Origin of the sequence: Aureimonas pseudogalii (genome assembly GCF_014196835.1) — a bacterium.
Classification (GTDB): domain Bacteria; phylum Pseudomonadota; class Alphaproteobacteria; order Rhizobiales; family Rhizobiaceae; genus Aureimonas; species Aureimonas pseudogalii.
Genome location: NZ_JACIEK010000006.1, coordinates 149,652 through 165,017 on the forward strand (window position 1 = coordinate 149,652; position 15,366 = coordinate 165,017).

15 protein-coding genes are annotated in these 15,366 nt (G+C 63.8%); all 15 read right to left on the minus strand.

All coding sequences use genetic code 11. The annotated features are described in order from the left end of the window. Positions 1-100: 100 nt before the first annotated feature. Positions 101-886: a biotin--[acetyl-CoA-carboxylase] ligase gene (locus GGR04_RS12845; RefSeq protein ID WP_183200286.1), complete on the minus strand. Its 786-nt coding sequence runs from the start codon at positions 884-886 to the stop codon at positions 101-103. Positions 887-897: 11 nt separating this feature from the next. After that, positions 898-2,343 (minus strand): NADH-quinone oxidoreductase subunit NuoN, encoded by a 1,446-nt coding sequence (gene nuoN / locus GGR04_RS12850; RefSeq protein ID WP_183200287.1) that lies wholly within the window; start codon positions 2,341-2,343, stop codon positions 898-900. A gap of 21 nt (positions 2,344-2,364) precedes the next feature. Further along, the gene (locus GGR04_RS12855; RefSeq protein ID WP_183200288.1) at positions 2,365-3,873 is read right to left on the minus strand and encodes an NADH-quinone oxidoreductase subunit M; all 1,509 of its coding nucleotides are present in this window, start codon (positions 3,871-3,873) and stop codon (positions 2,365-2,367) included. Continuing rightward, complete coding sequence (gene nuoL / locus GGR04_RS12860; RefSeq protein WP_183200289.1) at positions 3,873-5,870, minus strand: NADH-quinone oxidoreductase subunit L; 1,998 nt, start codon at positions 5,868-5,870, stop codon at positions 3,873-3,875. The genes GGR04_RS12855 and nuoL overlap by 1 nt, the downstream gene beginning before the upstream one ends. 8 nt (positions 5,871-5,878) lie before the next feature. After that, the gene (gene nuoK, locus GGR04_RS12865) at positions 5,879-6,187 is read right to left on the minus strand and encodes an NADH-quinone oxidoreductase subunit NuoK (RefSeq protein ID WP_062202989.1); all 309 of its coding nucleotides are present in this window, start codon (positions 6,185-6,187) and stop codon (positions 5,879-5,881) included. A 21-nt stretch (positions 6,188-6,208) separates the two neighbouring features. Next, the gene (locus GGR04_RS12870) at positions 6,209-6,826 is read right to left on the minus strand and encodes an NADH-quinone oxidoreductase subunit J (RefSeq protein WP_183200290.1); all 618 of its coding nucleotides are present in this window, start codon (positions 6,824-6,826) and stop codon (positions 6,209-6,211) included. Between the two features lie 102 nt (positions 6,827-6,928). After that, positions 6,929-7,420, minus strand: a complete 492-nt coding sequence (nuoI, locus tag GGR04_RS12875; RefSeq protein ID WP_183200291.1) for an NADH-quinone oxidoreductase subunit NuoI — start codon at positions 7,418-7,420, stop codon at positions 6,929-6,931. Positions 7,421-7,426: 6 nt separating this feature from the next. Beyond that, positions 7,427-7,645 (minus strand): hypothetical protein, encoded by a 219-nt coding sequence (locus GGR04_RS12880; protein WP_183200292.1) that lies wholly within the window; start codon positions 7,643-7,645, stop codon positions 7,427-7,429. Continuing rightward, entirely contained in the window at positions 7,642-8,688 is a 1,047-nt protein-coding gene (gene nuoH, locus GGR04_RS12885) for an NADH-quinone oxidoreductase subunit NuoH (protein WP_183200293.1), read from the minus strand. Before nuoH ends, GGR04_RS12880 begins: the two co-directional genes overlap by 4 nt. A 15-nt stretch (positions 8,689-8,703) precedes the next feature. Next, positions 8,704-10,779, minus strand: coding sequence for an NADH-quinone oxidoreductase subunit NuoG (gene nuoG / locus GGR04_RS12890; RefSeq protein WP_183200294.1), 2,076 nt, complete (start codon positions 10,777-10,779; stop codon positions 8,704-8,706). Between the two features lies 1 nt (position 10,780). Next, positions 10,781-11,098, minus strand: a complete 318-nt coding sequence (locus GGR04_RS12895; RefSeq protein WP_183200295.1) for a pentapeptide repeat-containing protein — start codon at positions 11,096-11,098, stop codon at positions 10,781-10,783. A gap of 4 nt (positions 11,099-11,102) precedes the next feature. Then, complete coding sequence (gene nuoF, locus GGR04_RS12900) at positions 11,103-12,410, minus strand: NADH-quinone oxidoreductase subunit NuoF (protein WP_183200296.1); 1,308 nt, start codon at positions 12,408-12,410, stop codon at positions 11,103-11,105. A gap of 14 nt (positions 12,411-12,424) precedes the next feature. Beyond that, complete coding sequence (gene nuoE, locus GGR04_RS12905; protein WP_183200297.1) at positions 12,425-13,588, minus strand: NADH-quinone oxidoreductase subunit NuoE; 1,164 nt, start codon at positions 13,586-13,588, stop codon at positions 12,425-12,427. Between the two features lie 155 nt (positions 13,589-13,743). Then, on the minus strand, positions 13,744-14,934 hold the full coding sequence (locus GGR04_RS12910) for an NADH-quinone oxidoreductase subunit D (protein ID WP_183200298.1): 1,191 nt from the start codon (positions 14,932-14,934) through the stop codon (positions 13,744-13,746). Between the two features lie 3 nt (positions 14,935-14,937). After that, entirely contained in the window at positions 14,938-15,366 is a 429-nt protein-coding gene (locus GGR04_RS12915) for a GFA family protein (protein WP_446680274.1), read from the minus strand.

Sequence of the window (15,366 nt, forward strand, 5' to 3'; positions counted from 1 at the left end):
ATACCAAATCGTTCAATGCAGATGCTTTCCTTGGATCGGCCGTCCCTCAGGACACCGAAATCTCCGACTCATGACGAAGCGGTGAGTCGATCCCGCGAATTCAGAGCGGCGCGGCGGACGGCGACGACGACGTGCCCGCTGCCAGAAGAAACAGGTCGCCGGCGGAGAAGACCTGCCGCCGACCGCCGGGAAGAGCGAGGACGAGCCGCCCCACCGGATCGAGTTCCTCGAACACACCGTCCGCGACCTCGCCGCCCGGTAGATTGATGCGACACGGCTGGCCCAGCCCCACCGCGTGCGCGAGCCACTGCTTTCGAACGGCATCGAAACCTCGGCCGCGATCCCAGAGGTCCAAAGCCTTCTCGACACCGTCCGCCAGCGGCGCAAACGCATCGCTCGCCGTGCCTCGATAGCCCTCCCGGCGAAGGCCCGTGACGGCATAAGGCGCGTCGTCCGGCCAATGCTCGATGTTGATGCCGCATCCCAGCACCACCAGCTGACTTTCGCCCGCAGGCTTCTCGCTCTCGATCAGAATCCCGACCGTCTTGGCGCCGCCGACGAGGATATCGTTCGGCCATTTGATGCGAACGCGATCTCCATCAATGCCTGGCAGCTGCGCGATCCCGTTGCGCAGACCGACTGCGGCCACCAGCGGAATGTTGGCGAGATCCGCGATCGGCGCGGGATCTCGAACCAACAAAGACGCATAGAGATTGCCGCGCTCCGACGACCACGCCCGGCCCCGCCGACCGCGACCGGCGGACTGGCGTTCCGCGGTCACCCATAAAGGACCGGGGTCGCCTGCCCGCCCGGCTTCGAGAGCCAAGGTGTTCGTCGAGCCTACTTCGTCGAATGCCAGATGCCTGCGCGGGCCCGCTCGCTTCAATGCCGACCGCCTTAGAAGAACGTTCGAGCGGCCGCCGCCGCCGCCGCGAAAAGCGGACCGGCGAGCAGGATATAGACCGGGAAAACGAGCAAGGTCGCCACGCCGACCACGAACCGGATCGACAGGGTCGCAGGCTCGAACCCGACGCTCGGCTCGTCGAACCACATCACCTTGACGACGCGGAGATAGTAGAAGAGGCCAATCGTCGAGGCCACGACGCCGATCACCGCAAGCGGAACGAGACCCGCGCCGACAGCCGCCGAGAAGACGTAGTACTTGCCCCAAAAGCCGAGCAATGGCGGCAAGCCGGCGAGCGACAGCATGAGCGTCGTCAGCGCGACCGCCAGGATCTTGTTGGTGCGCGACAGACCCGCCAACTCATAGACGTCCTCGATCATGCCGTCACGACGGCGCATCGACAAGATTACGCCGAAGGTGCCGAGCGTCATGGCGACGTAGGTCGCCATGTAGATGAGAACGCCCTGAACGCCGGCCTCGGTTCCGGCAGCGAGGCCCACGAGCACGTAGCCCATGTGTCCGATCGACGAATAGGCCATCAGACGCTTGATGTTGCGCTGGCCGATGGCTGCGAAGGCACCGAAGAGCATGGAGGCGATCGAGAGGAAGACGATGACCTGCTGCCAGTCATGCGTCAGCGGTCCGAAGCCCTGCACGGTGAAGCGCGTCAGCAACGCCACCGCCGCCACCTTCGGCGCGCCCGCCAGAAGCGCCGTCACCGGCGTCGGCGCGCCCTCGTAGACGTCGGGTGTCCACATATGGAACGGCACGGCCGAGATCTTGAAGGCGAGGCCCACGAGCACGAAGACGAGACCGATGAGCAGGCCGATCGAACGACCCTCGCCGCTCGCCACCGCGGCGGCGATGGCCTGGAACTCGATCTGCCCGGTGAAGCCGTAGACCAGCGACGCGCCGTAGAGCAGCATGCCCGAGGACAGCGCGCCGAGAACGAAGTACTTGAGACCCGCCTCGGTGGACTTCACCTGATCGCGCGCGATCGCGGCGATGACGTAGATGGCGAGCGACTGCAGTTCGAGGCCCATGTAGAGCGCGATGAGATCGCCCGCCGACACCATCACCATCATGCCGATGGTGCAGAGGACCACGAGAACAGGGAACTCGAAGCTGTCCAGACGCTCGCGCGCCATGAAGCTGCCCGACATGAGGAGCGCCGCCGCCGCCGAGACGAGCACGAGCGTCTTCATGAAGCGCGCGAACGGATCGAGAATGACCGACCCGCCGAAGGCGACGCCGCCCGGCGCCACGAAGACGAGCCAGAACGCCGCGAAGAGCATGAGCCCAACCGCGAGCGCACTGACCGTTCCACCGCTGCCCGGACCCCGGAAGGTGCCGAACATCAGCAGCAGCATCGCGCCCACCGCCATGATGAGCTCCGGCCCGACGATCGGCAGACTCTGTGCTACGAACTGAGAAAACATCGGATCGGCCCGCCTCTTCGATTACTGTGCCGACGCGACGCTAGACGCCGCCTCGATGGCAGCGGTGTAGCTGCCGAGAAGCTGGTCGACCGACGCGGTGGTGACGTTGAAGACCGGCATGGGGTAGACGCCGAAGAAGACCGTCAGTACCGCCAGCGGATAGAGCAACACCTTCTCGCGCGGCGTCAGATCGAGGATGGTCTTCAGGCTCTCCTTGTCGAGCGCCCCGAGAATGACCCGGCGGTAGAGCCAGAGCGCGTAGGCGGCCGACAGGATGACGCCGGTCGCCGCGAAGATCGCGACCCAGGAATTGGCCTTATAGACGCCCGCTAGCGTCATGAACTCGCCGATGAAGCCGCTGGTGCCGGGAAGTCCGACATTGCCCATCGTGAAGAGCAGCATGATGGCGGCATAGGCCGGCATGCGGTTCACCAGACCGCCATAGGCGGCGATGTCGCGGGTGTGCATCCGGTCGTAGACCACGCCGACGCAGAGAAAGAGCGCACCCGAGATCAGGCCGTGGCTCAGCATCTGGAAGATCGCGCCCTGAACGCCCTCCGGGTTCGCGGCGAAGATGCCCATCGTCACGAAGCCCATGTGGGCGACCGACGAGTAGGCGATGAGCTTCTTGATGTCCTCCTGCATCAGCGCGACCAGCGATGTGTAGATGATCGCGACGACGGAGAGCGTGAAAACGAACGGTGCAAAGTCGGCCGACGCCAACGGGAACATCGGCAGCGAGAAGCGCAGGAACCCGTAGCCGCCAAGCTTTAGAAGGATGCCCGCCAGGATCACCGATCCCGCCGTCGGAGCCTCGACGTGGGCGTCCGGCAGCCAGGTGTGGACCGGCCACATCGGCATCTTCACCGCGAAGGAGGCGAAGAAGGCGAGCCACAGCCAGGTCTGCATCGACGCCGGGAACTGGTAGGCGAGCAGCGCCGGGATCGAGGTCGTTCCGGCCGTCCAGAACATCGCCATGATGGCGACGAGCATGAACACCGAGCCGAGGAAGGTGAACAGGAAGAACTTGTAGGACGCATAGACGCGCCGCTTGCCGCCCCAGACGCCGATGATGAGGAACATCGGGATCAGCGAGCCTTCGAAGAAAAGGTAGAAAAGCACGATGTCGAGCGCACAGAAGACGCCGATCACCAGCGTCTCGAGCACGAGGAAGGCCATCATGTATTCCTTCACCCGCACGGTGACGGAGTCCCGGCTGGCAAGGATGCAGATCGGCATCAGGAAGGTCGTGAGGATCACGAACAGCATCGAAATGCCATCGACACCCATCCGGTAGGAGATCCCGCCGGTGAGCCACTCGAACTCCTCGACCATCTGGAAGCCGGCGACACCCCTATCGAATCCGCCCCAGATAAAAAGCGACAGCAGGAAGTTGAAGACGGTCACGAGCAGCGCGACGTTGCGAATGTTGCGCCGAGCCAGTTCACCATCGTCCCGCGTGAAAAGGATGATGACGACACCGACGAGGGGCAGGAACGTGACGAGCGATAGGATCGGCCAACCGGACATCAGAGCATTCCCCAGAACATCATGAAGGTGACGAGCGCTGCGACGCCGATCAGCATGACGAACGCGTAGTGGTAGAGGTAGCCTGTCTGCAGTTGAACCACCCGGTTGGTCACGTCGAGCACGCGGGCCGAGATGCCGTCAGGCCCAAGCCGGTCGATGACCGCGCCGTCGCCTTTCTTCCACAGGAAGCGGCCGAGCCACTTGGCTGAACGGACGAACAGGAAGTCGTAGAGCTCGTCGAAATACCACTTGTTGAGGAGGAACTGGTAGAGGCCCGGGTTGCGCGCAACCATTTGCGCAGGCCTCTCGGGCGAGCGGATGTAGAAGATGTAGGCGAGCGCGAAACCGATGATCATCATGATCGTCGGCGAGTAGACGACCAGGGTCGGCACCTCGTGGGCCTCGTGCAAGATGTGGTTCTCCGGGCCGGCGAAGAGCGCGCCGCTCCAGAAGGCGTCGTAGGAGCCGCCGAGGAAGAACGGGTAGAAGACGAGGCCGGCCAGAAGCGCGCCGACGCCCAGTACGTAGAGCGGCACCAGCATAACCGGCGGCGACTCGTGGACATGGTGCATCACCTCGTGCGAGGCACGCGGCTTGCCGTGGAAGGTCAGGAAGACGAGGCGCCACGAGTAGAAGCTCGTCAGCAGGGCCGCGATCACGGTCATGATGTAGCCGTACATCGCGAAGGCGTTCTCCCCGGCGAAGGCGCTCTCGATGATCGCGTCCTTCGAGTAGTAGCCCGCCGTAAACGGAAAGCCGGTCAGCGCCAGCGTGCCGATCATCATCATCGCGTAGGTCTTCGGGATATGCTTGCGAAGGCCTCCCATGTTGCGCATGTCCTGCTCGCCATCCACCGCGTGGATCACCGAGCCGGCGCCAAGGAACAGCAGCGCCTTGAAGAAAGCGTGCGTGAAGAGGTGGAAGACGGCTGCACCGTAGGCGCCGACGCCAAGCGCCACAAACATGTAGCCGAGCTGCGAACAGGTCGAATACGCGATGACGCGCTTGATATCGTTCTGCACCAAGCCGATCGTCGCGGCGAAGAAGGCCGTCGTCGCACCGATGAAGGTGACGAAGGTGAGCGCCGAATGGCTGAGTTCGAAGACCGGCGACATGCGCGCCAGCATGAACACGCCCGCGGTCACCATCGTGGCCGCATGGATCAGCGCCGACACGGGCGTCGGCCCCTCCATGGCATCCGGCAGCCAGGTGTGCAGGCCGATCTGGGCCGACTTGCCCATCGCGCCCATGAAGAGCAGCAGGCAGATCGCCGTCATCGCGCCCGCGGCCGAGAGCGAATAGCCAGCGAACTGCAGCACCGGCGCGGCATGAGTTGCCGCCTCGCCCGCCGCTTCCACATGCTCGCCGCCCATCGTGGCCAGCATCTGCCCGGCACCGGCGAAGATCGTGTCGAGATTGACCGAGCCGAAGACGACATACAGGCCGAAAATGCCGAGAAGGAAGCCAAAGTCGCCGACGCGGTTGACCACGAAGGCCTTCATCGCCGCAGCGTTGGCGGAGGGCTTCTTGTACCAGAAACCGATCAGCAGATAGGACGCCAGACCAACGCCTTCCCAGCCGAAGAACATCTGCACGAGATTGTTGGCGGTGACCAGCGTCAGCATGGCGAAGGTGAAGAGCGACAGGTAGGCGAAGAAGCGCGGGCGCGAATCGTCGTGGTTCATGTAGCCGATCGAGTAGACATGCACGAGCGCCGACACGGTGTTGACCACGACCAGCATGACCAGCGTCAACCGATCAATCCGGATCGACCAGGACACGTCGAGATCGCCCGCCTGCATCCAGTGCAGAACGGTGATGCGCAGCGGCTCGCCGTCACCGAAGCCGAACGACAGGAACCCGATCCACGACAGCACCGCAGCGAGAATGAGCAGTCCGGACGTGACATATTCCGACGCTTTCGCGCCGATGGCACTTCCGAACAGCGCCGCGACGAGGAAGCCGATCAGAGGCAGAAGGACGATCAGAGTGTACATCGTCGCACTCAGCCTTTCATCGTATTGACGTCATCGACGGCGATGGAGCCGCGATTGCGGAAGAACACAACGAGGATCGCGAGACCAATGGCAGCCTCTGCAGCAGCCACGGTCAGGATGAACAGCGCGAAGACCTGGCCGGCGAGATCGTTGAGGAAGGCCGAGAAGGCCACGAGATTGAGATTGACCGCGAGAAGGATCAGCTCGATCGACATGAGGATCGTGATGATGTTCTTGCGGTTCATGAAGATGCCGAAGACGCCGGTCACGAAGAGGATCGCGGCGACTGTGAGAAAGTGTCCGAGGCCGACTGCCATGTGATGTTCCTTCGCTGCGCCTCAGACGCCCTTGCCGGTCTCGACCTTGACGACCTCGATCGCCGTCTTCGGATTGCGGGCCACCTGCGTCGGGATCGACTGGCGCTTCAAGCCCGGCTTGTGACGCAGCGTCAGCACGATCGCGCCGACCATCGCAACGAAGAGGATCAGGCCCGCCATCTGGAAGAAGAAGACGTATCGCGTGTAGAGCACCGCGCCGAGCGCCTGAATGTTCGACATCGTTTCGAGCGGCGGGGTCGGCAGCACGGTCGAAGCGGAGAGCTGCGGATTGTAGTAGCTGCCGGTCACGGCGATGATAAGTTGCGCGAGAAGCACGGCCGCGATGATCGCGCCGATCGGCGCATATTCCAAAGCGCCCTGCTTGATCCGTCCAAAGTCGAGATCGAGCATCATCACCACGAAGAGGAACAGGATCGCCACCGCGCCGACATAGACGACGATCAGGATCAGGGCGAGGAACTCGGCACCTGTCAGCAGGAAGAGCCCGGCGGCGCTGACGAAGGCGAGAATCAGGAAGAGCACGGAATGGACCGGATTCCGCGACAGGACGACCATGATCGCGGCGCCGACCGTCACCAGCGCGAAAACGTAGAAGAAGAAGGCTTGCAGCCCCAACATGTCGGGCTCCCCTGAACGAACGCTATCGGGCGGCGACGGACGATGTCCGCGCCATTCCGGTCTAAAGTCGAATGCGCCCCCATCGAGGGCGTCACGGGCGGATTAGCGGTAAGGCGCATCCAGCGCAATGTTGCGAGCGACTTCACGCTCCCAACGATCGCCGTTGGCCAGCAGCTTTTCCTTGTCGTAGTAGAGCTCCTCGCGCGTCTCGGTCGAGAACTCGAAATTCGGGCCTTCCACGATCGCATCGACCGGGCAGGCTTCCTGGCAGAAGCCGCAATAGATGCACTTCACCATGTCGATGTCGTAGCGCACCGTGCGCCGCGTTCCGTCGTTGCGGCGCGGCCCGGCTTCGATGGTGATGGCCTGTGCGGGGCAGATCGCCTCGCAGAGCTTGCAGGCGATGCACCGCTCCTCGCCGTTCGGATAGCGGCGCAACGCATGCTCGCCGCGGAACCGCGGGCTCACCGGGCCCTTCTCGAACGGATAGTTGATCGTCGATTTCGGAGCGAAGAAGTAGCGCATCGAGAGCCCGAAGGCTTTGACGAACTCCAACAGGAACAATGAACGGATGGATTGGGTCAGCGCGGTCATGAGCGTTCAGCCTGCGAGGTTCGAGGCGACGAGGGGGCCAAGAAACCAGCCCGCCACGGGAAGAAGAATGAGTTGCAGCACGCGAATCAGCGCCACGATCGATCCGGCGCCTCGCGTCCCGTCCCGGCGTGCCGTGTCACCCGCACGGCCGAGCACGACGTAGTCGGCGAGACCTAGGACGAGACCGGCACCGGCTCCGATGAGAGACGCGAACAGCGGTGTCACGCGTTGCCCCAACCTGTCAGCTGCAGCACGAAGGCGACGATCACCACCATGGCGAGGGAGATCGGCAGGAAGACCTTCCAGCCGAGGCGCATCAGCTGGTCGTAGCGGTAGCGCGGCACGAAGGCCTTCACCATCGCGAACATGAAGAAGCAGAGCGCGACCTTCAGCAGGAACCAGATGACGCCGGGTACCCAGGTGAACGGGACGAACGCGAACGGGGGCAACCAGCCGCCGAGGAAGAGGATCGTCATCAGCGAGCACATGAGGGTGATCGCCGCGTACTCCCCGAGCATGAACATCATATACGGTGTCGAGCCGTACTCGACCATGAAGCCGGCCACGAGCTCGGACTCGGCTTCGGGAAGATCGAAGGGAGGCCGGTTCGTCTCGGCCAGCGCCGAGATGAAGAAGATCACGAACATCGGGAAGAGCGAAAGCCAATGCCAGTCGAGGAAGCTCGACGGCAGACCGACCATCGTTCCCGGACCGTCGATCTGCGCCATCACGATGTCTGTGAGGTTCAGAGATCCGACGCAGAGCAGGACGGTGACGATGACGAAGCCGATCGAGACCTCGTAGGACACCATCTGCGCGGCCGAGCGAAGCGCACCGAGAAAGGCATATTTCGAGTTCGAGGCCCAACCGCCCATGATCACGCCGTACACTTCGAGCGACGAGATCGCGAATATGTAGAGAATGCCGATGTTGATGTTGGCGATCACCCAGCCGTCGGCCACGGGAACCACCGCGAATGTGGCCAGTGCCAAGGTGACGGCCACGAGCGGTGCCAGCAGGAAGACGACCTTATCGGCCGAAGCCGGAATGACCGGCTCCTTCAGCACGAACTTCAGAAGATCGGCGAAGGACTGGAAGAGGCCGAACGGGCCGACCACGTTGGGGCCGCGCCGCATCTGCACCGCCGCCCAGATCTTGCGATCGGCCAGCAGGATGTAGGCGATCAGCACGAGCAGAACCACCAGGAACAGGAGGCTTTGCGCGATGATGACGATCGCCGGCCAGATGTAGAACCAGAAGATATCCATGGGTTCCAGACGCCCTTACTCGGCCGCTTCAAGATGCTCGGGCCGGGCGAGCTTTGAGCACTCGGCCATGACCTTCGACGCACGGGCGATCGGATTGGTCAGATAGAAGTCGCCAAGGCGCGATCGGAAGCTCTCGCCTGTCAAACTGCCTGCCCGATCCGCCAGATGGGTGATCGCCGCCGAATCGGCAGGCGTCAACCCGCGAGAAGCCAACACGGGAATCGTCGCCACCAGATCCCGGCGCAGCGCCGCCAGATTGTCGAACGGCAAGGCTTTGCCGAGCGTCGCCGACAGGGCACGGAAGATCGCCCAGTCCTCGCGCGCATCGCCCGGCGGGAAGGCCGCGCGCGACCCCGTCTGAACACGTCCCTCGGTGTTGACCCAGGTTCCCGACTTCTCTGTGTAGGCTGCAGCTGGAAGAACGACGTCGGCGCGGTGTGCGCCACGGTCGCCATGCGTGCCGATATAGACGACGAACGGTCCGCCGTCGATTTCGATCTCGTCCGCCCCGAGATTGAAGAGGACGTCGACAGCGCCCGACGCCATCTCGGCCGCCGTCTTGCCGTCTTCGCCCGGCACGAAGCCGATGTCGAGGCCGCCGACGCGCGACGCCGCGCTATGCAGCACGTTGAACCCGTTCCAGTCGTCGGTGACCGCGCCGATCTCGCGGGCCAGCGCGGCGACCGAGGCCAGCACGTCGGCGCCGTTCGCACCCGAGAGCGGTCCCTGCCCCACGATGATCATCGGCCGTCTGGCGGCCTTCAGCGCATCGAAGAACTCTCCGTTCGCGCCTTCGATGTCGGCGAGCGTCTGCGGACCTGCGCCGAGATACGTCACGGCGTAACGCAGATCGACGGTCTCGCCGATCATGCCGACCGGAAAGTCGCCGCGCCGCCAGCGCTTGCGAATGCGGGCGTTCAGAACCGGCGCTTCGAAGCGCGGGTTGGCGCCGATGATGAGGAGCGCGTCGGCCTCGTCGATGCCGGCGATCGAGGTGTTGAACAGGTAGGATGCGCGACCGTCGGCCGGATCGAACTTCGCCCCGTCCTGTCGGCAATCGAGGTTGGCGGAGCCGAACTGTCCCATCAGGCGCTTCAGCGCCCACATGTCCTCGACCGAAGCCAGATCGCCCGCGATCGCGCCGACACCGGTTCCGGGCACGCCGGCCACACGCGCCTTAATGGCGTCGAAGGCTTCCCCCCAGCTCGCGGCCTGCAGGCGGCCGTCCTTGCGCACGAAGGGCCGATCGAGCCGCTGCGTGCGCAGACCGTCCCAGACGAAGCGGGTCTTGTCGGAGATCCACTCCTCGTTGATCAGGTCATTCGTGCGCGGCAGGATGCGCATCACGTCGCGGCCGCGCGTGTCGACGCGGATCGACGATCCGACGGCGTCCATCACATCGATGGTCTCGGTCTTCGTCAGCTCCCAAGGCCGTGCCTGAAACGCGTAGGGCCGGGAGGTCAGCGCGCCGACCGGGCAGAGATCGATGACGTTGCCCTGCAGTTCGGAGGTCATCGCCTGCTCGAGATAGGTCGTGATCTCGGCGTCCTCGCCGCGGCCCACGAGACCCAATTCGGAAATGCCGGCGACCTCGGTCGTGAAGCGAACGCAGCGCGTGCAGTGGATGCAGCGCGTCATGATCGTCTTGACCAGCGGGCCGATGTACTTGTCCTCGACGGCGCGCTTGTTCTCCGTGTAGCGCGAGGAATCGACGCCGAAGGCCATCGCCTGATCCTGCAGGTCGCACTCGCCGCCCTGGTCGCAGATCGGGCAATCCAGAGGATGGTTGATCAGCAGGAATTCCATCACGCCCTCGCGGGCCTTCTTCACCATCGGCGTGTTGGTGAAGATCTCCGGCGCCTCGCCGTTCGGTCCTGGCCGCAGATCCTTGACGTTCATGGCGCAGGATGCCGCCGGCTTGGGCGGTCCGCCCTTCACTTCGACGAGACACATGCGGCAGTTGCCGGCGATCGACAAACGCTCATGGAAGCAAAAGCGAGGGATCTCGGCGCCCGCCTCCTCCGCTGCCTGCAGCAGCGTGTAGTGGTCGGGAACCTCGATCTCGTTGCCGTCGACTTTGATCTTTGCCATGTCAGTTGCTGCCTCGTGCAGGCTTCGCCGCCCCGTGAGCTGCGAAAAGTTCGGCGACGTCGATGCCGTTGATGGTCAGCCCTCCGATCGCAGCATCGTTAAAGCTGGCATTCGTCAGGTCGACGTTGGTGAAGCGAGATTCGGTGAGATCGGCGTTCGTCACGACGAGGTCGGTGAGTTTCACATCGCCGAATTCGCATCCCGACAGATCAACGTTCTGAAAGCGAGTCTGAGACAGATCACAGTCGGAAAACAGCGAACTTGATACGTTCGCCTTCTCGACGGTGATGATCTCCTCGCGACCGACGATCTCGACCATCAGTCTACTCCGCCGCCTGCAGGACGGGCCGCCGGTCGAGGTCCGCATTGCGCGAGAACTCGTCGATGCGGCGCTCGATCTCCGCGCGGAAATGTCGGACGAGGCCCTGGATCGGCCAAGCCGCAGCGTCGCCGAGCGCGCAGATCGTGTGGCCCTCGACCTGCTTGGTTACATCGAGCAACATGTCGATCTCACGCTTCTGCGCGTTTCCGACCACCATGCGCTCCATCACGCGCCACATCCAACCGGTGCCCTCTCGACAGGGCGTGCACTGGCCGCAACTCTCGTGCTTGTAGAAATAAGCGAGCCGCGCAATGGCCCGTACGATGTCGGTGGACTTGTCCATGACAATGACGGCGGCGGTGCCGAACGAGGACTTCACCTCGCGCATGCCGTCGAAATCCATCAGCGCGTCCACCATCTGCTCGCCGGGAACGAGCGGGCAGGACGAGCCGCCGGGGATGACCGCCAGAAGATTGTCGTAGCCGCCGCGAACCCCGCCGCAATGCCGGTCGATGAGCTCGCGGAAGGGAATGCCCATGGCCTCTTCGACCGTGCACGGGTTGTTCACGTGCCCGGAGATCGAGAACAGCTTGGTGCCGGTGTTGTTGGCCCGGCCGATGGCGCCGAACCAGGCGCCGCCGCGACGCAGGATCGTCGGTGCGACCGCAATCGACTCGACGTTGTTCACCGTCGTCGGGCAGCCGTAGAGGCCCATGTTGGCCGGGAACGGCGGCTTCAGGCGCGGCTGACCCTTCTTGCCCTCGAGGCTTTCGAGCAGCGCGGTCTCTTCGCCGCAGATATAGGCGCCGGCGCCGTGATGGACGTAGATGTCCATGTCCCAGCCGCACTTGTTGTCGCGACCCAGAAGGCCGGCTTCATAGCATTCGTCGATGGCGAGCTGCAGCGCCTCGCGCTCGCGGATGTATTCGCCGCGGACGTAGATATAGGCGACATGCGCACCCATCGCGAAGGAGGCGATGACGCAGCCCTCGACCAGGGTGAACGGGTCGTTGCGCATGATTTCCCGGTCCTTGCAGGTACCAGGCTCCGACTCGTCGGCGTTGACCACGAGATAATGCGGGCGCTCGCCGACTTCCTTCGGCATGAACGACCACTTGAGGCCGGTCGGGAAGCCGGCCCCGCCGCGCCCGCGCAGACCCGACGCCTTCATCTCGTTGATGATCCAGTCGCGCCCCTTCTCGATCAGCCCCTTGGTGCCGTCGAAATGGCCGCGCCTCATCGCGCCCTTCAGGCTCTTGTCCCGAAGGCCGTAGATGTTGGTGAAGATGCGATCCTGATCCTGCAGCATGTTCGCTCTCCGCCTCAATCCAACTTGCCGGCGTCGTCGCCGACCGGACGCTTCGGCGGCGCGCCGCCCTCGGTCGTGTCCGAGGTCCCGACGCGCTCGCTATCGAGCGTGTCCTTCGCACCGCTTTCGCGGTTCGACAGATCCTGACCTGCCGGCGCCGTCCGCTTCTCGTCGCCGACGAACTTGCGCTCGTCGACAACTGCGCTCTCCGCCGCTTCGCCCTTGTCGGCCAAAGGTCCGTCCGATCGAGGCTTGCCGTCGAGCGAACCCGACGCCGCGCCGAACTCGGCCTCGTCGCGTTCGACTTGTCCGGTCGGCCCCTGCTTCGTTCCGCCCGTTTCGCCGGAACCCTGTCGCTCGGCTCCCTCGGCCGGATTTCCCTTCGTCTCGGCAGTCTGCGCGACGCGGGACTCCGACGCGCTGGCCTTGCCGGGCACCTCGATGCGAGGATCGGTCTCGGCTGCGTTGGTGTCGACACGGCCAGCCTGCGAGGGTGTCGCGGCACCATCCACCGGAGCCGAAGACGACGGCCGGGTTCCGCCGGCATCGCCGACGTCGTCATCATCGCCGAACGTGTTGAGCGTCGTCAGCCCGCTGGCCGGCACCGAGAGATGACGGTCGATCTGCGGACCCTTGCGTACCGATGCGCCCTCGCCCTTGTCGAACGCCTCGATGATCTCGGCCAGACGCTCGCCGGTCAGATCCTCGTAGGTGTCCTTGAAAATCATCACCATCGGCGCATTCACGCAGGCGCCCAGGCACTCGACCTCTTCCCAGGATAGCGTGCCGCTCTCGTTGAGATGGAAAGGCTCGGGATGAATGTGCTGGCGACAAACGTCCTTCAGCGCATCCGAGCCGCGAAGCATGCACGGCGTCGTGCCACAAACCTGAACGTGAGCGCGCCTACCCACCGGCTTGAGCTGGAACTGCGTATAGAAGGTGGCGACCTCCAGCACGCGGATCATCGGCATGCGCAGCTTGTCGGCGACGTGCTCAATGGCAGCCTTCGTCACCCAGCCATCCTGCTCCTGCGCCCGCATCAGAAGGGGGATGACGGCCGACTGCTGGCGACCTTCTGGATATTTGCGGATCACGGCTTCAGCCCATCCGGCATTCTCTTCCGAGAACGCGAAAGCCTTCGGCTGGACGGACTCTTCCGCAAGACGTCTGACGGACATCGGACCTCGATTTCAGAACGGTTCCAGCATTTCCATGCTGCGGCGCGTTCTAACATAGACTGCACAAAACGCCAGCGACCGGCGATGCGCCGTACACTGTCGGACAATGGCCCTATCGAGCCCGCCCGTCTCGCAACCGAGACGTGCGTATCGAATTAGCGATCGACCTCGCCGAACACGATGTCGCACGATCCAAGAATAGCCGAAACGTCCGCGAGCATGTGGTTGCGGCAGAGGAAATCCATCGCCTGAAGATGGGCGAAGCCAGGCGCCTTGATCTTGCAGCGATACGGCTTGTTCGTACCGTCGGCCACGAGATACACGCCGAACTCGCCCTTCGGCGCCTCGACCGCCGCATAGATCTCGCCCTCGGGAACGTGGAAGCCCTCCGTGTAGAGCTTGAAGTGGTGGATCAGCGCCTCCATCGAACGCTTCATCTGCCCGCGCTTGGGCGGCACGACCTTGCCCTCGGTCGAGGAGATCGGCCCTGCCCTGTCCTTGCCGGCCAACCGCTCGAGGCACTGCTTCATGATGTAGGTGGACTGGCGCATCTCTTCCATGCGGATGAGGTAGCGGTCGTAGCAGTCGCCGTTCTTGCCGATGGGAATGTCGAATTCCATCTGGTCGTAGCACTCGTAGGGCTGCGACTTGCGCAGGTCCCACGCCGCGCCAGACCCCCGCACCATCACGCCGGAGAAGCCGAGAGCCCATGCGTCGTCGAGATCCACCACGCCGATGTCGACGTTGCGTTGCTTGAAGATGCGATTCTCGGTCAGCAACTCGTCGATGTCGGCCAATGCCTTCAGGAACGGGTCGCACCACGCTCCGATGTCGTCGACCAATTGCGGCGTCAGATCCTGATGGACGCCGCCAGGACGGAAATAGGCTGCATGCAGTCGCGCGCCGCTGGCGCGCTCGTAGAAGACCATCAGCTTCTCACGCTCCTCGAAGCCCCAAAGCGGCGGGGTCAAGGCACCGACGTCCATCGCCTGCGTGGTGACGTTGAGAAGGTGCGAGAGGATGCGGCCGATCTCGCAATAGAGGACGCGGATCAACTGCCCGCGAATCGGCACGTCGACGTCTGCCAGCCGCTCGATGGCGAGGCAGAACGCGTGTTCCTGGTTCATCGGCGCGACGTAGTCGAGGCGATCGAAATACGGGATCGCCTGCAGATAGGTCTTCTGCTCGATCAGCTTCTCGGTGCCGCGATGCAGCAGGCCGATATGCGGATCGACCCGTTCGACATTCTCGCCGTCGAGTTCCAGCACGAGACGGAGCACCCCGTGCGCCGCCGGATGCTGCGGGCCGAAATTGATGTTGAAGTTGCGGACGTCGATCTCGGCCACGGGTCAGGCCCCTTGTTCGTTTGCGAACTGCGCCATGACCTCGGCACCCGTCCGCTTTCGTGTCTCGTTCGCGAAGGCGTAGTGATCCGGCTTATCGTCCACGAAGATCTCCTCCACAAAGACGAAGCCGGACAAGTCATCGAAGGCCTGCAGGGCGACCGCAGTTGCCGAACCGTCCTGAAGGCGCCAAATCAGGCTCGACCCGCAGTTCCGGCGGAACAGCCGCTCGCCATAGTCCGACGACTGGTAGATGCCGAGCGTCGCAGCGGACTGGAACGTCACGCCGTCGCCGCACGGCACCGCCATGAAGACGCCGCCGCTCCAGCGGCGACACATCGAACAATGGCAGGCGTCCATTTCCTGGCGCAGCGGCGACGCTTCGAAGCGGACGCTTCCGCAGAGACAACCGCCGGTTCGCACGGACCCGGACAC

Coding starts and splice junctions, on each gene's coding strand:
- nuoN (WP_183200287.1), bottom strand. CDS start 2,343: ATGTTTTCTCAGTTCGTAGCACAGAGTCTGCCGATCGTCGGGCCGGAG.
- GGR04_RS12855 (WP_183200288.1), bottom strand. CDS start 3,873: ATGTCCGGTTGGCCGATCCTATCGCTCGTCACGTTCCTGCCCCTCGTC.
- nuoL (WP_183200289.1), bottom strand. CDS start 5,870: ATGTACACTCTGATCGTCCTTCTGCCTCTGATCGGCTTCCTCGTCGCG.
- nuoK (WP_062202989.1), bottom strand. CDS start 6,187: ATGGCAGTCGGCCTCGGACACTTTCTCACAGTCGCCGCGATCCTCTTC.
- GGR04_RS12870 (WP_183200290.1), bottom strand. CDS start 6,826: ATGTTGGGGCTGCAAGCCTTCTTCTTCTACGTTTTCGCGCTGGTGACG.
- nuoI (WP_183200291.1), bottom strand. CDS start 7,420: ATGACCGCGCTGACCCAATCCATCCGTTCATTGTTCCTGTTGGAGTTC.
- nuoH (WP_183200293.1), bottom strand. CDS start 8,688: ATGGATATCTTCTGGTTCTACATCTGGCCGGCGATCGTCATCATCGCG.
- nuoG (WP_183200294.1), bottom strand. CDS start 10,779: ATGGCAAAGATCAAAGTCGACGGCAACGAGATCGAGGTTCCCGACCAC.
- GGR04_RS12895 (WP_183200295.1), bottom strand. CDS start 11,098: ATGGTCGAGATCGTCGGTCGCGAGGAGATCATCACCGTCGAGAAGGCG.
- nuoF (WP_183200296.1), bottom strand. CDS start 12,410: ATGCTGCAGGATCAGGATCGCATCTTCACCAACATCTACGGCCTTCGG.
- nuoE (WP_183200297.1), bottom strand. CDS start 13,588: ATGTCCGTCAGACGTCTTGCGGAAGAGTCCGTCCAGCCGAAGGCTTTC.